This window comes from Brevundimonas sp. (assembly GCF_041648115.1).
Lineage (GTDB): Bacteria > Pseudomonadota > Alphaproteobacteria > Caulobacterales > Caulobacteraceae > Brevundimonas.
Genome location: NZ_JBAZPR010000009.1, coordinates 49,492 through 71,431 on the forward strand (window position 1 = coordinate 49,492; position 21,940 = coordinate 71,431).

Sequence of the window (21,940 nt, forward strand, 5' to 3'; positions counted from 1 at the left end):
AAGGGGATAAGGCGACTACCGGATTGACTCCGACGCCGGCTTCGAACCAGAACATTTCAGGAACATTATAGACGCTAGGAGGAGTTCGTCCATGCCGGCCGCCGGTTCGGCCCATCTCGAGGATCTGCGCGCCCAAGTGCGCGCAATGGAGCAGGCTGACCGTAAATCGGTCGGCGTGCTTCCGTTCGAGGTGGAGGCTCTGGACGCCGCGCTTCCCGGCGGAGGCCTCGCCCTGGGCGCGCTTCACGAGGTGGCGGGCGGCGGCGGCGACGCCGTGGGCGGCGCCGCCGCCGCATTGTTCGCTGCAGGGGTCGTCGCCCGCCTGCCGGGCCCCGTGCTCTGGTGCGTCACGCGGCCGGACCTGTTCGCACCGGCCCTCAGCCACGCCGGGCTGGGGCCGGACCGCGTCATCTATGTCGAGGCCGGCGATGAAAAGGCTCTGATGGCCTGTTTCGAGGAAGGCCTCCGCCATGGCGGCCTGGCGGGGGTCGTTTGCGAGACGTCGCGCCTGACCATGACGGCCTCACGTCGGCTCCAGCTCGCGGCCGAGACGTCGGGCGTTATCGGCCTGGTGGTCCGACGATGGCGACGGGCCGCCGACGCGGCCGACTTCGGCCAGCCGACCGCCGCCGCGACGCGCTGGCGCGTAAGCGCCGAGCCATCGGCGCCCCTGCCGGTTCCCGGCATCGGGCGAGCGCGGTGGCGGATCGAACTTATGCGTTGCCGCGGCGCCGACGCGGCGGACTTCATTCTGGACGCTTGCGATGAGACGGGTCGTCTCGCTTTTCCTGCCGAACTGGCCCGTCGAGCGGTTGCGCCGACGGCTGGGCGCCGCCGCGCCGCCGCCTGACCGCGCCCTCGTCCTGACCGGCCGGCTCGGCCGCAAGCGGGTCGTCACGGCCTGCAACGGCGCCGCCGCCGCTTGCGGCGCGCGTGTCGGCATGGCCGCGACCCAGGCTCAGGCCCTCATTCCTGACCTGGACGTCAGGGACGCCGATCCGGTCGGAGACACGGACGCTTTGGATCGTCTCGCCCTCTGGGCGATGCACCGCTACGCCCCCGTCTGCCAGGCCGACCCGCCGGACGGACTGGCGATCGACATTACCGGAGCCGCCCATCTGAAGGGGGGCGAAGCCGCGCTGTTGCGCGATCTGGCGGCGCGGCTTCAACGGGTCGGGGTGACCGGCCGAGGCGTGGTCGCGCCGACCTACGGCGCCGCCCATGCAGCCGCCCGGTTCCGCACAGAAACACAGGTCATCGACGACGACGGGGTCGATGCCGCCCTCGCCCCGCTGCCGCTGGAGGCCCTGCGCCTCCCGACGGACCTGCCGGCCGGGCTTCGGCGCATGGGGTTCGAACGGATCGGCGACATCGCCCACCGACCGCGTGCGCCGCTCCAGCTGCGTTTCGGCGCGGAACTGGGGCGACGGCTCGACCAGGCCTATGGCCGGTCGGCCGAGCCCCTGATCCCGGTTGAGGCACCCGAGACGCCCCGCGTCGAACAGGTCTTCGCCGAGCCGATCGGCGCACCGGAGACAATCGCCCGCTATGCAGGGGCGCTCGTCGAGACCCTGTGCGGCCTTCTGGAAACGCGCAGCCTCGGCGCGCGGCGGCTCGACTGGCTCTGTTATCGGGTCGACAACAGGATCGAGGCCGTTCGCGTCGGCCTCGCCCAGCCGGTGCGGGACATTCGCCGGTTGACCCGATTGCTGACCGACAGGATCGAAACCATCGAGCCGGGGTTCGGCATCGAACGGATGACGCTCGCGGCCAGCGCGGCCGAACCGCTGAACTGGCGTCCGGCCGCCGCGCGCCTCGGCGCGGAGGCGGAACCGGACGTTTCCTTGCTCGTGGATACCCTGTCGAACCGGATCGGAGCCGACCGGCTGTACCGGCTGGCGCCGGTCGAGAGCGACGTCCCTGAGCGATCGATCCGGAAGGTCGCGCCACTGGCCGCCCCGACGGGGCTGGCGTGGACGCCGGAGTGGCCGCGCCCTGCGCGCCTGTTCCGCAGCCCGGAGCCGATCGAGACCATGGCCTTGCTGCCCGACAATCCACCGACCCACTTTACCTGGCGCGGCGTCCGTCGCCGGATCCGCCGGGCCGACGGCCCGGAACGGATCTTCGGCGAATGGGGACGCCGCGACGCCGAGCTATGGGCGGTCCGGGACTATTTTCAGGTCGAGGACGACGCCGGTGAACGTTTCTGGCTCTTCCGCGCCGGCGACGGCGAGGACGCCTCGACCGGCTCCCAGGCCTGGTTCATTCACGGACGTTTCGGCTGAGCGCCACCCGCCTCAAGAGCGCGCTCGACCACTGTCCTCGATCAGGCGATGAAAGGCCCATGATCCTCACGCCCTTCACCGCCGCCCTCCAACACGACGCCGGCGCGGCGCGATGAAAAAACAGTTCCCCTACTGTGACGGCTCGGGACCTTTCACCCGCGAGCACATCTGGCCGGACTGGGTCCATCGCGAGACCGGCTATGGCGTCAATTTCTCGTCACGCGTGGGCAAGGTCCTGCCGAGCGCTCTCGTCATTCGCGATGTCTGCGGCCCATGCAACAACGGTCCCCTGAGCGGGCTCGATGACAGCGCGGCGGCGCTCTATCGGGACCACTTTCAGCATTGGGTCTCGGCGGGCGAGAGAGTTCTGTTCCGATATGACCACGGCCGCCAGCTACGCTGGCTGCTCAAGGTATCCTTCAACTCGGCCCGGACCACGGGCTTGGACGCCGCCATCCTTGGTCGCTACCGGCGGGTCATCGGCAGTCCGTATGACTGCACCCCGACGTCCGTCTTCGCGGCGGTCCGTACGATCAAGCCTGCCTACAAGACCGAGAGAGGGCTAGTCATCCCGGTCCAGCCTCGTGGTGCGAGGTGCGGCCGCATCCTTGTTCCGGATCACTTCGACGACACCCGGTTCGTGGCCCGGATGGTGTCGCTCAATGCCTATTTCTTCTCGATCTTCCTCGTGGACGATGACGACATGCCTCCGGCGGAGATCGCTTCCCTTCTTCATCGCTTCGGGATTCCGCTGACGCCGGACGGCGCAACCCTCATCCCGCCTCCGACCATTGACACCCAGGAAGCCATGCGCGGCGTGGAGAACTGGCCCGGCCTCTAAGTGGGTGTTCGCTGGGACTCGTATTCCTCGACAGATGAGAACATAAGGCGAACATTGTGTCCGCCCCTCGCTATGCCGAACTTCAATGCGCCTCTCACTTCTCGTTCCTGCGCGGCGCGAGCGGGTGCGACGAACTGTTCGCCCAGGCCGCAGCTTGCGGACTCGAGGCGCTCGCGATCACGGACATCAACAGCGTCGCCGGCATCGTGCGGGCGCACGAGGCCGCCAAGGCGACTGGCGTCCGGTTGATCGTCGGGTGTCGGCTTCAGCTGACCGACGGCGCCAATCTCCTTGTCTATCCGACCGACCGGGCGGCCTACAGCCGGCTCTGTCGGCTTCTCACGCTCGGCAAGGGTCGGGCCGGCAAAGGCGCCTGTCATCTCGACTGGTCCGATGTGGCCGATCACGCCCAGGGCCTGATTGCCGCACTCGTGGCGGATCAGGCCGACAGCGCCTGCCGCCGACGGCTCACGGCCCTGTCCGGCATCTTCGGCGCGGATGCCTATTGCGCCCTGACCCTGCGCCGTCGCCCCCGCGATCAGATGCGGCTGCACCAGCTTTCCGAGCTCGCGATCGAGCTCGGAGCGAAGACCGTCGTCACCAACGACGTCCTGTTCCATCACCCCGACCGCCGCATTCTCCAAGACGTCCTGACCTGCATACGGGAGGGCTGCACGATCGACGACGTCGGCTTCAAGCGCGAGCGGTCCGCCGACCGTCACCTGAAGCGGGCGGCGGAGATGCATCGCCTGTTCCCCCGACATCCCGACGCACTGCGGCGCACGCTCGAGATCGCCGAGCGGTGTCGGTTCAGCCTCGATGAACTGGCCTATCAGTATCCCAAGGAGGCCGCCCTCCCCGGCCTGACGCCGCAACAGGCGCTGGAACAGCTGACCTGGGAAGGTGCGGCCGCGCGCTATCCGGACGGGCTGCCGGACAAGGTCCGCGCCAGCCTCCGGCATGAGCTGACCCTGATCGAGGCCCTCGGCTACGCGCCTTATTTCCTGACAGTGAACTCGATCGTCCGGTTCGCCCGCAGCCGCCACATCCTCTGTCAGGGTCGGGGCTCGGCCGCCAACTCGGCGGTGTGCTTCGTCCTCGGCATCACCTCGATCGACCCCGGCCGCAACGACCTATTGTTCGAACGCTTCGTCAGCCAGGAGCGAAAGGAGCCGCCGGACATCGACGTCGACTTCGAGCACGAGCGGCGCGAGGAGGTGATCCAGTGGGTCTATGACACCTACGGCCGCAACCGGGCGGCCCTCTGCGCCACGGTGATCCGGTATCGGTCACGCGGCGCCCTGCGCGATGTCGGCAAGGCGCTCGGTCTCAGCGAGGATCTGATCAAGACCCTGTCGTCCCAAGTCTGGAGCTACTCCAGCGAAGGCGTCGAAGACCGCCACGCGGAGGAGCTGAATCTCAACCTCCAGGATCGTCGCCTGCGTTTGGCGCTGGACCTGTCGCGCCAGCTGATCGGCTTTCCCCGACATCTGAGCCAGCATCCGGGCGGGTTCGTCCTGACGGACGAGCGTCTGGACGATCTGGTCCCGATCGAACCCGCCGCCATGAAGGACCGTCAGATCATCGAATGGGACAAGGACGACATCGACGCCCTGAAGTTCATGAAGGTCGATGTGCTGGCCCTGGGCATGCTGAGCTGCATGCGACGCGGTCTCGACCTGCTGCGTGAGCACAAGGGCGTCGCCCTCGAGCTGGCGACCATCCCGGCCGAGGATCCGAAGACCTACGCGATGATACGTAAGGCGGACACGCTGGGGGTCTTCCAGATCGAGAGCCGGGCGCAGATGGCCATGCTGCCCCGGATCAAGCCGCGCACCTTTTATGACCTCGTCATCGAGGTGGCGATCGTCCGTCCGGGGCCGATCCAGGGGGATATGGTCCATCCCTATCTGCGACGGCGCGAGGGTCGCGAGCCCGTCGACTATCCGACGCCCGAGCTGGAGCGGGTGCTCGGCAAGACGCTCGGCGTCCCCCTGTTTCAGGAACAGGCGATGCGGGTCGCCATCGAATGCGCCGGCTTCACGGCCTCGGAGGCCGACCAACTCCGGCGCGCCATGGCGACCTTCAAGTTCACGGGCGGCGTCAGCCATTTCCGGGACAAGCTGGTCTCGGGCATGCTGGAACGGGGCTATACGGCGGAGTTCGCCGAGAAGACCTTTGGTCAGCTAGAGGGCTTCGGCTCCTATGGCTTCCCCGAGAGCCATGCGGCGTCCTTCGCCCTGATCGCCTACGCCTCGTCCTGGCTGAAATGCCATCACCCAGACGTCTTCTGCGCCGCCCTGCTCAACGCCCAGCCGATGGGGTTCTACGCTCCGGCCCAAATTGTCCGCGACGCGCGAGAGCATGGCGTCGAAATCCGGCCGGTCTGCGTCAACGCCAGCCGCTGGGACTGCACGCTGGAGCCGACCGACCGCGAGGATCGGTTCGCGGTACGCCTAGGCCTGCGCATGGTGCGTGGCCTGGCCAATGCGGACGCCGCCCGCCTCGTCGCCCAACGCGACAGCGGCGTCTTCGCCTCTGTCGAGGATTTGTGGCGACGGGCCTCGACGCCCGTCGGCGCCCTGACCCGCCTCGCCGAGGCGGACGCTTTCCTCTCGGCATTCGGGCTGCAGCGGAGAGAAGCCCTGTGGGCGATCAAGGCGCTCCGCGACGCCCCCCTGCCCCTGTTCGCCGTCGTTCAGGACGACGGTACGACGACGCCAGAGACCACCGAACCGGCGCTGACCCTGCCGGTCATGCCAGAGGGGCAGGAGGTTGTGGAGGACTACAGCCACGTCGGTCTGACCCTGCGCGACCACCCGGTGACCTTCGTGCGGGACACCCTCCAGTCACGCCACGTCATGACTTGCGCCGACGCCTCGGCGATGCGCGACCGCAGGCTGACCCGCGTCGCCGGTCTGGTTCTGGTGCGTCAGAAGCCCGGCTCGGCGAAAGGCGTTATGTTCATCACCATCGAGGACGAGACCGGCGTCGCCAATCTGGTGATCTGGCCGAGTCTCTACGAACAGCAGCGTCGGGTCGTCCTGAGCGCCAGTCTGCTCGTCGTCGATGGTAAAGTTCAGCGCGAGGGAGACGTCGTCCACATCGTGGCGACCCGCCTGTATGACGGGTCTGAGCTACTCGCCTCAGTCGGCCGGCGCGCCTCATTCCCCCTGCCCCATGGCCGCGGTGACGAAGTCTATCGCGGCAGCGCCCCGGACGCCCGGTCTCTCAAGGTTCGCGACATCTACATCCCTGATCTCTCGCTTGAAGCGATCCGGGTGCGGACGCGCGACTTCAGATGAGCACCTCAGACTGAGTAGAAGTTATCCGCTTGGCTGGCGTAGCGACAAGTGATCAACAACATTGCAATCCATGACCAACACCGAACAGCCGGATGAGACGCCCGAGCCCAGTCCCGTCGTCATCGCCACGCGCGAAGATTTCGACGGCTTGGACCTGACCGCCATGATGGCCAGCATCGGCGACGCCGACGAGTGGCTCTTGCGGCGACACTTCGCTGAGGCCGCCGAGGAAGCGAAAGCCAGCGGCGCAGATGGGCACGCCCGAGCGCTAGAGTTGATCGGACATCTGATCGGGCTGCCGCTTCGTCCCGAAGATCCCTCTGGGCCATTTGGCGCCCGAAGGGTCGGCTTGGACGCCCGTAGCCACATCGCCAGCGATTTCAGGGATGAGCAGAGTCGAATCCTAGCCGAGCTCTCGCCCAACATCGGCCACTCGGTGATCCGAGCCCGGCTGGCGGATGTCGCTTGGGAGAACCATCACAGCCTGACGACTGCCGGCCAGACGGCAGTCTCGGCCTATGTTGAGACTGTCCGCCACCAGCTTGCAAACGAGGCAGAGGACGATCTTGGCGTAGGCCGACCCTCAATCGATCTCGTCCATCGCGCCATGCAGATTTCAGCGCGGCTTCACGGTCGTCGTAAGATGCCGACTATGGTGAGTGAAGCCTTCAAGAGCCTCTTAGAACTCGCGCACCGCCGAACTGATTTCAGCGCCTACAACCGACTGGCGCAGATTGGCGCGGAACACGGCGTGGTGACATGGGCGGAGATCGCACCAAATGCCAAAGCGCTAGCGTCGGCTCCAGGTCCAGATAGCTGGGCCATGGCGAGGAAGATGGCATGGGCGCTCGCAGCCGAAGCGTATCGACGCTCAGGCGACGCGGAAGCAGCGATCTCGTGCACCGAGCGGATGGTCGATCTGACCCTGCACCTCAGGGAAGATGTGTCCTTGGCGAACGCCAAGGCCTACTGGACCCAGATGGCGATCGGTGAACTCCGTCGAGGCAACGGGGACAAGGATCGCATTCGGCGGCTTCGGTCCGAACTTCGTGATCTCCAAGACGAAGGGTTGGACGAGTTTGTCAGCCAGCCGATCCCACTCGATCTCGACGACGATCGTCAGGCAACATTCGATCTTTACGCGAACTTCGACCTTGCCGAGGCGCTCCTCCAGTTCGCCCTCATCGTGGAGCCGACCAACCCTGAGGCGCTACGTGAGGAAGCGCGCAAGAATCTGAACCGCTTCGCCTTCAAACGCCTCTTCGGCAACTCCTACTCGGACCTGGAGGGTAAAACGACTTCCGAAACCAGCGCCCCGGCCGACGAGCCGAGCGACGCCTGGTTCAAGGAAGACTCGCTAACCGACCTAGACATCCACAGGGCAATCGCCGTCGGCGGTGCCATCGACCCCGCCCGCCAGGCCATCTCCGACCGGTTCCCGATCGAACAAAGGCATTTCGGCACGATCGTCGCTTCAAGTCCGTTCATTCCTTCCGGACATGAATTCCTCTTCGCGTTAGGCTTCGCGCGCTTTTTCCAAGGCGACCTCGCGAGCGCCGTCTATCTTCTGACGCCGCTTATCGAACATGGCATTCGACACGTCATGCTCAACTCGGGCATCGACACATCCAAAATGAAACCCAACCTGCTGCAGCAGGACAGGACGCTGAGCGCCCTGCTCACCTCCGAACTCCGTCCAGACATGGATCGGATTTTCGGAGCCGATCTGATGTTCGATGTCGAGATGCTGTTCGTGCATCAGCCGGGCCCCGGGCTCCGCCACCAAGTTGCGCATGGCATGCTGCCGGCTGGAGGCTGCTTTCACTACAACGCCGGCTACGGGTGCTGGCTCCTATACCGCCTGACCTGCCTGCCCCTCGTCAAACATTGGAGGACTTCGGTCGCCCCAACGATAAATGCGGAGCAATAGCTCTGATCCAATGCCGGTTTGGATTCGCACAACGGACTTTCAGGTATCGAATACGGAAAAGTCCTGCCCCTGCAGCAGGACTTCGAGGTCGCCTCCGACAGCCGTTAGAACCTCGCTTAACGTGGGCCAGTCGAGGTAGTCGGCAGGCGGCGCTAAGCTCACCATCGGGGGATAGTCATCCTGCAGATAGCCAACGCCATATCGCTCCATGATATTGCAGAAGTCGGTGATCTCCGTGCCCGATAGGTCGAATGCCTGCGCGACTTCGTTGGCATCGAGCTTCATGCTGGAGCTCCCCCTGCCACGTTGACTGGCGCCGCGCAGGCCGTGGCGAATAACCTTGATCATGAACTCGATGGTCGGCGGTGGAATGTTCGCGATGTTGTCTACGTAGATTCCGATCTGCGCAGTCACCTCGGCCAAATCCCCAGCCATGAAATGATCGGGCAAGACGCTGTCTACGATCCCCATGTTCGATGGTTTCACCGGCGACCGCTGCGCGACCCGATCAAGGATCTTCGGATCGAACAGCAAGCGCATATCGGTAAATCGGGCTTCATGCCGCCGCTTCCAGTCGCGAAGCTGGTCGGCGCTGATGGGCGAAAACTCCTGGTCGATCTCGCCGTGGTGGTTTCGGCACATCAAGACCAGGTTATCGATCGCTCTCAGTGCCTCGTCTGAGACGTCGGGATCGTAGCGCGTCCACCCCTCCTCCGCCGCATGGATGTGGCAGATATTGACAAAGCCCGTGCCGTCTTCGCGATAGAGGATCTGAGAACAGCTCGGGTAGGCGCAGAGGTTGCCGGACATCGCGAACAAGCGACTGAGAACGGAAGTCTTGATCGGTAGACGCGCCATGGGGATGTCTGTCTCGCGCTCGCTACGCCGTTAGAGTCGGCCGACTTCAGGCACCTGAACGAGGTCGGCAGGTCGTCGTGTTTTGTAGAGGCTCTGGAACTCCGTATCGCTCCAGGAACCAGGCCCGTAGTCGTCCTTATCGGCCACCACCATCTCTGGCTCTAGGGTCTGGATCAGATGGTGAGGCCCGACGAAAAAGCAGTTGGGAATAAAGTAGGTTCGGACAAACGGGTCTGTTTCGTACTGTTTCGCGATGAAGCAGGTGCCCTCTGCCTCAGGAATGAACCAGGGTCGCACGGCGAACGTCGAGAACTGCAGATCCAGGATGTCGCGGATCGCGATCACCGCCGCCAGAGCATCCTCCCGAAGCCGGGCGTAGGTCCCAGGATCGAAATGGATCGACCGATTCCTGAGTTTAGCCAGAGCACGGTAGTGTTTGATCGCCTCGGGAAGCAGCAAGCCCCATGCCTCAAGCGCATCAATCGCAACGGTCCAGTTGTCGAAGGATTGTTTGCGGGCAACCTTTCGGTACTCCGGCGTCGCCACGTAGAACTCGCGAAGATCGAGTATCAAATGGTTCAAGACTCGCTCGCCCAGCGCGCAAGCACCGACGAGGGCCGGGTAGTACGACCCGACCACGAACGCGTTCCGGACCTGTCGAAGTAACGCATTATGGTAGGAGATGATCGACATCGACAGCTGCCCGATGGCGATGAAATTCTCCTCCTTGCGTTCGGAAGCGTAACTGCCGAACTCGGCTATCAACCCCGAGCGGATACTTGCCTTGATCGTCTTCCACTGCTCGATGACACGAGGCTCCCAATCAGGGAGGATCTCGATCGCAAGGCTATTGACGCGGACATCGAAGTCGTCCGCCTTGCTCATGTAACGTCGGCGCCCGGCGTCCGGCAGGGCCGCGTCCGCGCTCTGGACGGCCACGCCGCGTTGACCAGGCGTCGGATCACTCACTCTCGCCGCCAGCCTCTTCACGCAGTTGGGCCAGGCGCTCCTGACAGACCGTCACTGTCAGCCCGCGCAGCACCTCAACCCGGTCCGTCAACCAGTCGAGTTCCTCGGCGGTGATCCTGTAGTGGTCGGCGTAGCGCGCCTTAACGTATGCCTCACGCAACAGCTCGAAACAGCGGCGCTCGAACTTGGTCTCTCGCGGCCAAGCTTCGGCCAGACGCATATCGATGGCCTCCGATTTCTTGCGCAGGAAAGCGAGGTTGTGAGCTTTTCCGCTGTACAGCGTCACGACAAGCAGAGTGCAGTGGTACAAGTGCTCGGCGGCTTGGTGCAGCATAAATGCTGCCCAGTTGGGTTCATCTACTTCGGTTGAGTGACGCGCAATACTCTGGGCTCCAGCAGCACTGGTCGTCCACTTCTCGAAGTATTTCTCCGCCTCAACCAGCGCGGCCTTGGCCTTGATGGTCGCCGGCTTGTGCAGCTTCGCGCCGGGCGTGTCGTAGAGGACGATCCCGTCTCGCAGAATGTCGGCAAAGAAGTAGCGCCCTCGATCCAACTGATCGTTCACGTCGTCCAGGGCGTGCACGACGATGCTGACCGGCGTTCGAATTTCTCCCTCACCCGGCATCGTTCGGTTTGTCGCGTCAAACCAGAACTCGCCGTCAGTCAGGTCCTCATGATCGACGATGAACAACAAGTCGAAATCGGAGAAGTACCGGCCGACCGGGTCGTGCACCCAATCGCCTCGAGCATACGATCCGTAAAGAACGACCTTGAGGATCTTGCCGTTCTTCAGCCGCTCCGCACGGCGAGTCGCGATCGCCTCTTCGAACGACGTGCGGATCACATCGACGACGTGACGCAGTTCGGACTGCTTGGGCAGCGGGAGATGATCGAGCGTCTTCTTCACTCGGTGAGTCTCCCCGATGACCCGCCTGCGAGCAAGGCATGATTGTACATTGCGCACATCAAAGCAGCCGCTCGCCAGCGGGCTCTATTTCGCGGCAGAAGCTTCAGCTGCCCGCGCCTCTTCTAAATTCTAAAAGCCGCGCCCGATGTGACGGTCGATGAACTGCGGTCGGGCGAAATCCATCGCCGATCTGTCTCGCTTTATCCAACCATTTGCCTACCCGGGAGAAAAGCCGCACGTGGGGTTGTATTGCCGCATCCACTGGAGCCTTGAGCTTGCCCGCCTCCACCCACCTTCCGCCCGCCAAGCTCGATCGTCGCGTTATCAGGAGCGAAGCCGCCGAATCCTACGGCGGAACGACACGCATCAGTGATCTTGCAGAAACCGCGCGGTGGCTCCTGCTCGGCGAGCCGGGAAGCGGCAAGTCCACCACCTTTGAACAGGCTGCGTTTGCCCACGGGGTCGAGGTGGTGACAGCGCGGAGATTCGTCGCCGGCGCGCGACCGGCCGGGACGGTGGTTTTCATCGACGCCCTGGAAGAATTTCGGATCGGTGAAATCGGTCATGATCGCCTGTCGGACCTCACTGACCAGATCGCCGCTGCCGGATACGTCAACTGGCGTCTGACCTGCCGCTCCGCCTCGCTGTCGAAGGCGGACCTCATCCACATCGAAGATGAGCTTGGAGATTTCGAGGTGTGGAACCTCGGCGCCCTCGACCGGAAAGAGCAGTCGGCGGTGCTCACGAGCTTGGGCGAGGCGGATCCGCAAGGCTTCCTGCGCCGTGTCGATGATCTCGCCGCTGCACCGCTCATGGGTAATCCGGCGACCTTGAAGCTGCTGCACGGCACTCTGAATGACGCCACCACCCGCCTGGAGTCTCGTGGCGCGTTGTTCCGCCAGGCAACCCTCGACATGGCTCATGAGATCAATAGCCGCCGCGCAGCGCGGAAGGACCGATCGACACCTGAAGCGATCATCTCGGCTGCCGAAAAGGCGTCGCTGGTTCTGATGCTGTCCGCGCGCTCGGATCTCTGGATGGGCGCGACCAAACCGCCGCGCGCCGAGCTTGTGACCATGGACGACCTGATCCCGGCCGGCGTTGACACCAAGGCGCTCCACGACGCGGTCGACACGCCGATGTTCCGGGGCGAGGCCGACAGCTACCAGCCGACCCATCGGATGGTGTCGGAGTATCTGGCCGGTCGCGCACTCGCGGCCGCCGTCTCCAGCCGCGACGGTCGGCCGCCTGCGCTCGGCTACGATCGCGCTTTCGCCTTGCTGTGCGGCGACGACGGCAAGCCAACACCGGCGTTGATGGGGACGTTCGCCTGGTTTGTCACGAGCCTCGCCGAAGGCGTCCACGCCGACCGCGCCCTCGCGCTGGTCAAGACGCATCCGGAGGCCATTCTGTTCCAAGGCGACGCTGCGATGCTGCCGACGGAACATCGGCGCGCCCTTCTAGATGCGACCGGGCGGGACGATCCCTGGTTCCTCGGTTCGGCTCGCGGGTCGACGGCCGTCGGCGGACTGGCCGGACCCGACCTCGAAGCGGAGTTCCGCAAAATCCTTCTCGATCCGTCCGAGACCACCCATCGCCGCGGCCTTATCCTCGCAGCCTTGGCCGCTGGCCGTCGCGTTCCCGCGCTGGATGCCGACGTCGTGACCTTCGCGTCCGACCCCGCGGCGCCGGACTGGCTCAGGCGCGAAGCGATTGAAACCATCGAGGCCCGTGCCACGAGGCCTCTGGTCGATCTGCGCGTCATCGTGACTGCGCTCGACAAGGAGACGTCGAAGAGTGCTGTGACGGTGAGGATGGCCGCCTTGGCCGGCCTCGTTGCACACGACGTCACCGCCGCTGAGGTCCGCAAGACCCTCACGGACTACGCCGCCACCGGTGACGGCGTGATGGGCTATGCGTCGAGCTTCGGCGAGGCCCTTGCGGCCTCCCCTGTGTTGGGCCTGTTCGATAGTCCCCTTCCCAGCGAGCGCCGAACGGGCGAGTCGCGGTCATTTGAAGTGAACGGCGTCGTCCGTCGGGTGCTTGCGCAGACCATCCTGGCCACGCCGGGGCTAAGGGCAGGCGACCTGCTACGTTGGCTCGCCAACTGCGGATTCAAACGACTTAGCGATCCCGAGGACGAACTCCGCAAAGCGATCCAGTCCTGGGTCGATCGCTCGCCGTCCCATGCGTCTCGGCTGTTCTGGGCCCTGCACCGGCAATCGCGCATACATCCTTGGGTCGCAATTTACGAGTTCAACCGCCTCACGGGTCGCGCGGTGCCGCCCGAGGTGACAAACGAAGTCCTCAATCGCCTCGACGCTGCCCCAGCCGGAACGGACGCATTCGGACTGGCGCGGACGGCGTTGAACCTCGTCGCACCATTCGAACCGGACGACAGCCGGTACTGGCGGCTGTGGGACCAGCTCGACGGCCGAGCAGACCTTGCCGAGGTGTTCGAGGCGTTGACGCGCGACCCGATCGATCACTGGCAGTCCAAGGATGCCGCCCGAAAACGCAAGCGCGAAGCGAAGATCGCTTCCGATATCAGTCGGGACCGGGCGTGGTTCGACGCCAATCTCGGCAAGGTGCGCGACGGATCGGCGTTCCACGCGCTCAGCGTCGCTGCCACGGTCTACGCTGGCCATAGTCCCGGCTTCACGTCCGGGGCGGGCGAAGCGCGGCTGGTCAACTGGATGGGCACGGATGTTGCCGAAGCTATTATCGAAGGCTGGGCGGCGGTGATGGCGACCTTCCCCATCACCTGGCAGGCGCAGGCCCGGCAGGAGAGCCGGAATCGAAACTTTCGAGCCAACTACATTGCCGCGGCTTTCGCCGATCATCTGATCCGCACCAGTGCCCCGGTCCCCGTCCTGTCTCTAGACGCGGCCTTCGGCATCCTGCGCGGCTACTATGTGCTCGCGGACAATGAACACCGCGACGCGGCGCAGGCCTTGGGGATCGCGGGTGTGCTCGCGGACCCCGACGGTATGCTGACCGTGCTGCAGTATTGGCGGCTCGCGGTCCGGCCGGGCCTGAACGAGCTGCCCCATGCCCGGGAGTTTGAGAAAGCCGGCGATGTCGCGGCGGCCCTGCTCCCGTTCCTCAGAAACCGGCCCAACCTGCCGGCTGACGTTCTGCGTAGCGCGGTGGCTATGGCGGCCCGCGTCCTTCCGGTCGCGACTCTGGCGGCCCTCGTAGAGTCAGCGCTCCGGAAGACCCTGATCGACGAGGCACGATCGATCTGGGCGTTCGCCGCCTTCCTTCTCGATCCGCTCGCCCGCGAGGCCGAGTTCGCCGCTGAGGCGGCCGGCTGGCCGCCCGGCGTCACGCGCCTGCCACATGGCACTCTCATCGGAGACTTCGACAATGTGACAGGCTCATCCACCGCCCGCCGTCGCGTCTTCGTCCAGCATCTCGGGCCGATCCGCGGCCCATCCAGCAACTTCGGCGATCGCGACACCTTCAGCGAGATCGTGGCGGGCGCGATCAAGGGTCTCGGCGAAACCCCGACCTTGGAGGCGACCGATGCGTTGGCCGCCCTCGCCGCGCTGCCCGCGCTTAAAGCGTGGCGCGACACGCTACAGCATTATGCCGTCGCGCAGGGCGTACTGCGACAGCAGGCCGAGTTCCAACCGCCCTCGCCCCGTCGGGTCGCTGAAGCATTGAACGCTGGCCCCCCGGCGACGGCCGCCGACCTCCGTGCCGTGGCGCGTGAATGCCTCGCCGACATCGCGAACGACATCCAGAACGGCGACACCGCTGGGTGGAGGGCTTTCTGGAACTCACCCGGAAACGTCACCGCGCGAACGCCTCGCGAAGAGAATGACTGCCGCGATCTTGTGCTCGACCGGTTGCGCGATCGATTGATCCGGTTCGGCATGCGGGCTCACCACGCCTTTCCGGAAGCGCGGAGACGCAACGACAGGCGCGCCGACATCCTGATGATAGGCGAGGAGGCCGCAAACCTGCCGGTCGAGGCGAAGAGGCATATGCATCCCGCGCTCTGGAAGGCGGCCGGCTCGCAGTTGAAAGATTACGCCCGGTCGCCGGGCAGCGCGGGTCAGGGCGTCTACTTGGTCTTCTGGTTTGGCCCGGGAACACCGCCCACGCCGGCGCCACCAGCCGGCATCGCCAGGATCAGCGACGCCCAAGGCTTGAAGGACGCCCTCACCTCGCATCTGAAGCCAGCTCTGCGCCCTCTGACCGACGTCATCGTCATCGACGTGACCCCACCACCGCCTCGCAAAAGGGCGACCTCCAGCAAGAACTCGGCAAAGAGCGGCCCGCCGCGTCCATGGTAGCGGCTCGTCTGCGTCGTCAGGAGAAAGCTTTGTATGCGGTGAGATCCCAATCACCGAGATAGTCCGAAAAATAGCCGGCCGTCGGAACCGGAAGGTGGGCGATCACGGCCATCTGGATCAAGCACCGGGCCAGATGAGCGCGCAGTTGTTCGAGCGCATCGAAGTAGGTCTGGCGAACCTCGACAGCCCGATAGAACTCCCCGGTGGACCTGGGAGGCTCATGCTGGCGCGAGAGCTTTTGCTCGAAGGTCAGGAACTGGCGGATCGGCCCGAGCATGAGATCGATGAGACCGGAGAGCACCTGATCCTCACATCCAAGCAACTGCGCCTGGACGTCGCCCAGATATGCCCGGATTTGTTGAAAGGATCCGATCGCCTCGTCGATGCAGTTGTCGCAGCATTCGTGCGAGTTCAGCACGCGGCGGTCGCTCAGACGGCGGAGGATCTCCGACGCCAGCCTACGGTCGCCCTCCCCCGGGCTGGTGAGCACTGTGATGAAGGGTAGTGATACCTCAACGGCGTCTTTGCGCGCCGGGGGTGTCCTCGCCAGCTTCTCCACCGCAATAGAGATGTCGAACTGGAATGGAATGGCGCCAGATCTCATGACGGCAGGCTAGGATACCGTTCGGTTTATGTACAACCCGTCTTGGGCGGAAACAGGCTCGAATGAACAAGTCGCGATCCATCGAAATTCTTAAGCGCCAACACGAGATCTCGGCGACGGTGACCTCGCTTTCGACGAGCGACCCCGGTTTCAAAAAGTGGCAGCGAGATACGGAGGTCGCGGTCGAACGGATATTCGGACGGGACAGCCGCCATCTCGCTGAGTTCAAAGACATCCGATACTCGCCGGGCGTCTTCATCACCGGGATGTCGAACGACTCCTACGGGCGCGCCCTTGCGAACGGCGTGAAGAGCGCTGGCGCGATGCTCGACTCGATGATTGACGAGATTAGCGAGTACGGCCTTGCCGACGATGCCCCCGAAGACAGCCCGGACGTTCTGAATCTCCTCGAAAAAATTTGCCTGAAATTCCACGCAGCCGCGCGGCAGCTTCAGCATCGTCACGCCGATCGGCCCACCATCTCCATCGACGACGAGTACGATGTCCAAGATCTGCTGCATGCGATCCTGAGACTTCATTTCGAGGACGTCCGCCCCGAGGAATGGACGGGCAGCTATGCAGGCCGTGCCTCAAGGGTCGACTTCCTGCTCAAGGCCGAGCGGGTTGTCGTGGAGGTCAAAAAGACCCGGCCATCGATGAAATCAGGCGATCTGGGCGAGCAGCTGATCATAGATCGCGCCCGCTACCAGACTCATCCCGATTGCGACACCCTAGTGTGTTTCGTCTACGATCCCGAAGGCAGGATCGGTAACCCGGCTGGTATCGAGCGAGACCTCGAAGGCGTGCAGGCCGGGCTGAGAACACGGGTCATCATCGCACCACGCAGTTGATCTTCGGTTCGCCCCGATCCTAATACTCGCGAGCCAAGGGCCGACGTTGAGCTTCGCCGCAGGATGACGCATGCCCTGGCAAGCCGGAACTGTCAGAACGGCTCGAGGTTGAAAGGCCGCGAGTTGGGGGTGAAGCCGACGTCCACCCGTGCATTGACTACGATGCGACGGTAACTCGCCACATCGATGTTGGATGAAGTCCGAACGAAATTGGAGCGAACCGTGCGCTGGGCTTCGCTTTCGGTCCGGGAGTCGCCGATCAGGATCAGAGCGCCGGCGGGCTGAGTGATCCGTGGGATGCGTGCGTGGCTCCTGATGGCGTCGATGTACTCCCGGAAGTGGGAGAGGTAGCCAGCCGCTTGGCTGACCGCCTTGTGGCCGGAGGGGCTCATGGCGCCACCCTGAGCGTCCGCGAACTGGGTATCGAACCGCTTGAGCTCGACGATCCACCAGTGGTCCCCCAGCGACGACCGCGTTACGGCGAGGAAGTCGGGTATGAGACCGGGCTCGCCCGTGGCGGCTTTCGGCCGGATCATCTGCTTGGGATAGACCCAGGTGCCGTGATGGCCGGATTCTCGAATGGCGTACTGCACGAGGTAGGGATTCTCGGTCAGGCAGATCTGGATCGCCTCTTCCGATCCGGCGTGGAGGGCGTCCTCGAAACGATCCACCACCTTGGCCGTCAGGTCCGGTCGCATGCCAAAGGACGATCCCGGGAACTCGCGCTCCGCCTCGGCGCGGCGCTCCATCCAATAGGCTTCGTCCATGTGGGTCAGCTTCATGCCGACAGGTCTAACGCAACCATCCGGCGAAAGGGAATGACTCAGTCGGCGCGGTCGCGGCGACGACGATGTTTGGACGCCGGTTTCGCCCTTTCGTTGGCCCTCGCCGCCGCTTTCACGGCAGCCTTCGCAAGCTTTGTATCGATCTTGAAGATCGGCAGACCGGCTATAACGTCGCACATGGCGGCGTTCTCGGCCCTGTAGAGATGGTCTGCTGGGATCGCCCTGATCTCCTCGATCGCGTCCTTGTAACGCCGCCGCAGCCAGAGAAATTTTTCCTGCACACCGGGATCGTCATGGCGGAGGCCGTCGCGGATCAGCGAACTGAGACAACCCAGGTAGTCGCCGTACAGTTCGTTTGTACCGCCGGTAATCGCGACGACCGACCGCCAAGACACGTAGTCGAAGAAGTACCGCCCGTCGGCGTCTCTGGTCATGAAGTCGGAAACGTAGCCGGCTTCGTCCTCGGGGGAATGCTCTGAACGACGCGCGGCGCTCGCGACGTCGAGCACCTTGTGATCGATGAGCACCCGAGGATGTTTCGCAACTTTCGACTCCAGCCGATAAGCTTCGTTCATCGCAGGGCCGACAACGTGGCGTTTGGAATGGTAGAGCTTGCCGGCCGTCACACCGCCGCGCACCAGGAAACCACGCTCAGCCAGATCGACAACGCCAAAAGCGATTTCGTTCAGGAGCAGGAACACAGCTGACGGCTCCGACACCTTGTACGAGACGACGATGCTGTCCGAGAACTGGGTGACCTTCTGGCTTTTCAGAATGGACTTGTGGGAGGCGCCGATCTCTCCGACGACGTCCATGGCAGCGACCAGCCGGGCCAGATGGGCCGGCTCTCGCGCCGAGCGCTCGACGTGCTCCTTGAACCCGAGGAAGTCGAGAAACAGGACCAGCCGCCTCTGATAGCGGGGCTTCTTCTTTTTGGGTTTCGCGTCGTCACCAGTCATTGGACGAACATAGTTGCGCGTCAGCGTTTCGCCATCGCCTGACGCCTATGTCGTGGCGGTCTCCGAGACTGGCGTCCCGCCGCTGGCCATCCCAATCCTTGCGCTTTGTGCGACTCGCGGCATTCTGTGCGTTGGGTTAGGCGCCTGTGACCTGTCGCCGGGTCAAACGTCTCGTTGCTTGCTTCCCCATCCTCGGCCCCACGTTTCCTCGTGTGCCGCAGTGTAATCGGCGACCTGCGCACGCATTGAGGCAAACGCCATGGTCGAACTCGACATCATCCTGACCCCGCTCACCCTGGACCGCATGAAGTCCGGGCTCCGCTTGATCGCTCAGACGATCAAGTCCTCTCACCGCGCCGACGCGCTTGCGCGCGGACTTGGCTTTCAGTCCAACGCCGAGTTGCGAGCTCGCCTCGGCGACGACGGCGTCTGCCGACTCGATCCCTCGGCCTTCAACCTCTATCTGGCGGCCCGTGGCTTCGAGGCACCCGCATCGTTTCTGTTCCGCGCCGCCGCACACGCCATCACCCTCACGGCTGTGGACGGCGATGACCGCCTCCATATGTGGGGTTGGGGTTTCGGTCGGGCGGAACGAAGGGGCGACGGTCGATGGGAAACCCCTCGCGAACAGTACGACCGGGTGCAGAGATATCGGGATGAATTGAAGGACATTGCGGTCGCCGACCAGGTCCTCCGAGCGCTCGCCATGCTCGCCAGCGTGCCCGCCACCAAGACCGTCCGTCCTGACACCGACAGCTATCGCCTGAAGCACATCGCGGAGAATTTCGCCTGCGCCTATCCCGATGGAGAGACGCTCGGTCCCGACTACGTGGCAAATGGCCCCTTGATCATTGCGGCGATCCACCTGGGCTTCCGGTACAAGACAGCCCGCGACAGTGAAGGAAACGAGTGGCCGAACGTCACCTTCAACATGTCGCAGTCGCACCTGCTGGAACTCGATATCGCCTGTCGTCCCAATGGCGCCCGGGCGCAGGACCGCCGCCGCAAACAGCAGGCTCGGCAATACGGCTCATTGTGGCCGCAGATCAGAGCCGCCTGAGCACACTGATCGCTGCGACCGGTTCCTTGGTCGGCCAGACAAAAAAGCCGCGCGCCCCCAAAGGGCGCGCGGCGAGTTTTCGGACTTGCCGTCGCCTATTCGGCGGCGAACCGATAGGCGTCGTCGTCAGGCTGCGGCAGTCCGGTCACCTCCCCTTCCGGCTCCGGGGCGTCCGGATCGACCGCCGGGTCGGTGCGCAAGACGGACGGAAGCCAGCCCTTGCCCTCTACCAGCCGCTCGGCGGCCTCGGCCATGTCGCCCTTCTTGAACCCGGCGATCCGCCCGGCCTCCTCGGGCGTCGTCGCCTCGGTCACGGCTTCCAGCACCCGCGCCTTGGACACTCGCGAGAAATACGATGACGCCGTGGCAGACCACGTCCCGGTCATATCCAGACCGGTGACGGTCGCCAGCACCTCGGCATGGGCCAAGGCGTCCGGCTTGCGGTCATGCGGATCGCGCACGGCGTAGAGCCCGACCCCCGCGCAGCAGGCCATCAGGTCCAGAAGCTCCGACGGCGGCAGGGCCATCAGGACACCCCAGCAGTCGCGGGCCTCTTCCGGGAGACGCGCGCCCCACGCCTCCAGCCGGTCAGCCACGCGCCGCCCGGCAGGGCTGTCGCTGACCCCCGGCGCCAGCCGCTCCAGACCCGTCACAGTCATCCGCAGTTGCAGGGGCGTCCACGTCCCCCAAGTCGGATAGAAGACCTGCAGGGCCAGCGCGTGGACGACCACCGTCAGGGCGACGTTTTCGTCAGCCTGAACCGCGTCGCGCAGCCCCATGGTGCGGTGAGCGGTGAGGTCAATCATCAGCCGCTCCGACAGGGGCGCCAGCCCTTCGTCGGCCTCGACTTCCGGCGCGGGCGGCGCCTCCCCTTCCCGCTCGTCACCTTCGGACCAACCCTCCGGCGCTTCGGGATCGGGACGCTGATCCTCCAAGGCATCCTCGGCCCGCACCAGACCTCGCTCGAAACGGGCCAGCCCATCATGACCCAACAGGACCATGACCCCGGCCCGCGCCTTGACCCCGGTCGTGTAGTCGAAGTCCGGGCCGAAGACCTGGAGGGCCTTGTCAATTTCCTCCAGCCGGGCGTCCACGGTATCCGGGAGCACCTCCTGCCCATCCGATCCCGAGACGAGCGCGTCATACTCCTCGGACAGGACCGCGATCTGCGCCGCGTCGGCCTCGGAGCGGACGACCTCGACCGGATAGACCCGGCCCAGGGCGCTCACCTCGGCATAGTCGGACACGGCCTCGGCCCATTTCCAGCCCTCGCGCTGGCGCGCCTCCTCGGCCAGACCGGCCAGCCTGTCGCTGACCATCCGGTCCAGCAGGGCCGGGTCTTCCAGCCAGCCGCCGCCGTCCTCGGTGAACAGGTCGCGCAGCACCGTCCCGCCCTCGGCCTCATAGGCCACGACGCCGACGAAGATCGCGCGACGATCATCGGTCCGCACCTTGGCCTCGGTCATGGCGCGACGGATGGCGTGGACGGGGCGGTAGTCGCCCATCTGTTCGAACACCTGCCGCTGCCGGTCCTGATCGGCGCTGACGCAGAAGGCCATCAGCTGATCGAGCGCCATCGCTCCGTCCCGGTAAGCCGCCATCAATTCCGGCGCCGCCGCGCCCAGCCGCAGCCGCTGACGGACCACGGTCGCCGTCACTCCGAACCGGGCGCCGATTTCCTCGGGACCGTAGCCCTTTTCGTCGGCCAGCCGCTTGAAGGCCTCGAACTGGTCGGCGGGGTGCATGGCCTCGCGGGTGGTGTTTTCATCGAGGCTGATCTCGTGGGCGTCGTTCTCGGTATCGACGATCACCTTGACCGGATGGGTCCGCTTGATCTGCTTGCGCTTGGCCAGCAGCCGCAGCCCCTGACGCCGCCCCTCCCCGATGGTCACGAGGAAGTTTCCCGTCGCCGCGCCGTCCTCGCCGCGCTCGATCTCGACCACGGGCGGCTGCAACACCCCCTTGACCTTGATGGAGGCGGCAAAGGCCTCGATGGTGGCCGCGTTGTGCGGCGTCTTCCGGGCGTTCTTCGGGGACGCCTTCAACCGGTTCAGCGGAACCACGATCTCCGCGCCGTGAACCGGCTCCTGATCCGCTCCGGGCGCGGCGGCGTCAGCCGCCGCAGGGATACGGGCTTGGGTGGATTGAGCAGTCATGTCTGCCTCCTTTGGGCAAGGGTTGCAGGCACGCGGAAGGCGCGCCTGAAACCCTGCCCGTCGGCGAGACCGGGGTAGCAAGGGCCAGGGCGGATCGGCCGGAGGGGGATCGCCCGGCCTGCACAA

15 protein-coding genes are annotated in these 21,940 nt (G+C 64.8%); 8 read left to right on the forward strand and 7 right to left on the reverse strand.

Going from position 1 to position 21,940, the window contains the following annotated elements; translation table 11 throughout:
• Window positions 1-91: 91 nt before the first annotated feature.
• The 5 genes from WC597_RS09600 to WC597_RS09620 all read left to right on the forward strand — a co-directional run bounded on the left by WC597_RS09600 (window position 92) and on the right by WC597_RS09620 (window position 8,361).
• Window positions 92-850 carry an ImuA family protein gene (locus tag WC597_RS09600; RefSeq protein ID WP_372693114.1) on the forward strand — a complete coding sequence of 253 codons (759 nt, stop codon included), beginning with the start codon at window positions 92-94 and terminating at the stop codon, window positions 848-850.
• On the forward strand, window positions 765-2,285 hold the full coding sequence (locus tag WC597_RS09605) for a DNA polymerase Y family protein (RefSeq protein WP_372693115.1): 1,521 nt from the start codon (window positions 765-767) through the stop codon (window positions 2,283-2,285). The genes WC597_RS09600 and WC597_RS09605 overlap by 86 nt, the downstream gene beginning before the upstream one ends.
• A 112-nt stretch (window positions 2,286-2,397) precedes the next feature.
• Window positions 2,398-3,126 (forward strand): hypothetical protein, encoded by a 729-nt coding sequence (locus WC597_RS09610; protein ID WP_372693116.1) that lies wholly within the window; start codon window positions 2,398-2,400, stop codon window positions 3,124-3,126.
• A gap of 56 nt (window positions 3,127-3,182) precedes the next feature.
• On the forward strand, window positions 3,183-6,431 hold the full coding sequence (locus tag WC597_RS09615; protein WP_372693117.1) for an error-prone DNA polymerase: 3,249 nt from the start codon (window positions 3,183-3,185) through the stop codon (window positions 6,429-6,431).
• 70 nt (window positions 6,432-6,501) lie between these two features.
• Window positions 6,502-8,361 carry a DUF4209 domain-containing protein gene (locus WC597_RS09620; protein WP_372693118.1) on the forward strand — a complete coding sequence of 620 codons (1,860 nt, stop codon included), beginning with the start codon at window positions 6,502-6,504 and terminating at the stop codon, window positions 8,359-8,361.
• Window positions 8,362-8,400: 39 nt separating this feature from the next.
• Here WC597_RS09620 and WC597_RS09625 read toward each other — a convergent pair whose 3' ends face one another.
• Genes WC597_RS09625 through WC597_RS09635 form a run of 3 tightly spaced genes read right to left on the reverse strand, consistent with a single transcriptional unit; the run spans window position 8,401 to window position 11,095 of the window.
• Window positions 8,401-9,219: a hypothetical protein gene (locus WC597_RS09625; protein WP_372693119.1), complete on the reverse strand. Its 819-nt coding sequence runs from the start codon at window positions 9,217-9,219 to the stop codon at window positions 8,401-8,403.
• Between the two features lie 30 nt (window positions 9,220-9,249).
• Window positions 9,250-10,188: a hypothetical protein gene (locus WC597_RS09630; RefSeq protein WP_372693120.1), complete on the reverse strand. Its 939-nt coding sequence runs from the start codon at window positions 10,186-10,188 to the stop codon at window positions 9,250-9,252.
• The gene (locus WC597_RS09635) at window positions 10,181-11,095 is read right to left on the reverse strand and encodes a HEPN domain-containing protein (RefSeq protein ID WP_372693121.1); all 915 of its coding nucleotides are present in this window, start codon (window positions 11,093-11,095) and stop codon (window positions 10,181-10,183) included. The genes WC597_RS09630 and WC597_RS09635 overlap by 8 nt, the downstream gene beginning before the upstream one ends.
• A gap of 275 nt (window positions 11,096-11,370) precedes the next feature.
• Here WC597_RS09635 and WC597_RS09640 point away from each other — a divergent pair, with 275 nt between their 5' ends.
• Complete coding sequence (locus WC597_RS09640) at window positions 11,371-15,399, forward strand: hypothetical protein (protein WP_372693122.1); 4,029 nt, start codon at window positions 11,371-11,373, stop codon at window positions 15,397-15,399.
• A 16-nt stretch (window positions 15,400-15,415) separates the two neighbouring features.
• Here WC597_RS09640 and WC597_RS09645 read toward each other — a convergent pair whose 3' ends face one another.
• Entirely contained in the window at window positions 15,416-16,003 is a 588-nt protein-coding gene (locus WC597_RS09645; protein ID WP_372693123.1) for a hypothetical protein, read from the reverse strand.
• Between the two features lie 62 nt (window positions 16,004-16,065).
• Between WC597_RS09645 and WC597_RS09650 the strand changes: the two genes are divergently transcribed.
• Window positions 16,066-16,854: a hypothetical protein gene (locus WC597_RS09650; protein ID WP_372693124.1), complete on the forward strand. Its 789-nt coding sequence runs from the start codon at window positions 16,066-16,068 to the stop codon at window positions 16,852-16,854.
• A gap of 92 nt (window positions 16,855-16,946) precedes the next feature.
• Here the strand turns inward: WC597_RS09650 and WC597_RS09655 are convergent, their stop codons facing one another.
• Window positions 16,947-17,636: a Shedu anti-phage system protein SduA domain-containing protein gene (locus WC597_RS09655; protein WP_372693125.1), complete on the reverse strand. Its 690-nt coding sequence runs from the start codon at window positions 17,634-17,636 to the stop codon at window positions 16,947-16,949.
• Between the two features lie 41 nt (window positions 17,637-17,677).
• Entirely contained in the window at window positions 17,678-18,598 is a 921-nt protein-coding gene (locus WC597_RS09660; protein WP_372693126.1) for a hypothetical protein, read from the reverse strand.
• A gap of 259 nt (window positions 18,599-18,857) precedes the next feature.
• Between WC597_RS09660 and WC597_RS09665 the strand changes: the two genes are divergently transcribed.
• Window positions 18,858-19,658, forward strand: a complete 801-nt coding sequence (locus WC597_RS09665; RefSeq protein ID WP_372693127.1) for a hypothetical protein — start codon at window positions 18,858-18,860, stop codon at window positions 19,656-19,658.
• Window positions 19,659-19,753: 95 nt separating this feature from the next.
• On the opposite strand, the gene WC597_RS09670 is transcribed toward WC597_RS09665, so the two are convergent.
• On the reverse strand, window positions 19,754-21,814 hold the full coding sequence (locus WC597_RS09670) for a ParB/RepB/Spo0J family partition protein (protein ID WP_372693128.1): 2,061 nt from the start codon (window positions 21,812-21,814) through the stop codon (window positions 19,754-19,756).
• Window positions 21,815-21,940 lie beyond the last annotated feature (126 nt).

What these genes read in the sequence shown, in the direction of transcription:
- WC597_RS09605 (WP_372693115.1), top strand. Translation starts at nt 765, where the DNA reads ATGAGACGGGTCGTCTCGCTTTTCCTGCCGAACTGGCCCGTCGAGCGG.
- WC597_RS09620 (WP_372693118.1), top strand. Translation starts at nt 6,502, where the DNA reads ATGACCAACACCGAACAGCCGGATGAGACGCCCGAGCCCAGTCCCGTC.
- WC597_RS09600 (WP_372693114.1), top strand. Translation starts at nt 92, where the DNA reads ATGCCGGCCGCCGGTTCGGCCCATCTCGAGGATCTGCGCGCCCAAGTG.
- WC597_RS09660 (WP_372693126.1), bottom strand. Translation starts at nt 18,598, where the DNA reads ATGACTGGTGACGACGCGAAACCCAAAAAGAAGAAGCCCCGCTATCAG.
- WC597_RS09610 (WP_372693116.1), top strand. Translation starts at nt 2,398, where the DNA reads ATGAAAAAACAGTTCCCCTACTGTGACGGCTCGGGACCTTTCACCCGC.
- WC597_RS09655 (WP_372693125.1), bottom strand. Translation starts at nt 17,636, where the DNA reads ATGAAGCTGACCCACATGGACGAAGCCTATTGGATGGAGCGCCGCGCC.
- WC597_RS09665 (WP_372693127.1), top strand. Translation starts at nt 18,858, where the DNA reads ATGGTCGAACTCGACATCATCCTGACCCCGCTCACCCTGGACCGCATG.
- WC597_RS09650 (WP_372693124.1), top strand. Translation starts at nt 16,066, where the DNA reads ATGAACAAGTCGCGATCCATCGAAATTCTTAAGCGCCAACACGAGATC.
- WC597_RS09670 (WP_372693128.1), bottom strand. Translation starts at nt 21,814, where the DNA reads ATGACTGCTCAATCCACCCAAGCCCGTATCCCTGCGGCGGCTGACGCC.
- WC597_RS09625 (WP_372693119.1), bottom strand. Translation starts at nt 9,219, where the DNA reads ATGGCGCGTCTACCGATCAAGACTTCCGTTCTCAGTCGCTTGTTCGCG.
- WC597_RS09645 (WP_372693123.1), bottom strand. Translation starts at nt 16,003, where the DNA reads ATGAGATCTGGCGCCATTCCATTCCAGTTCGACATCTCTATTGCGGTG.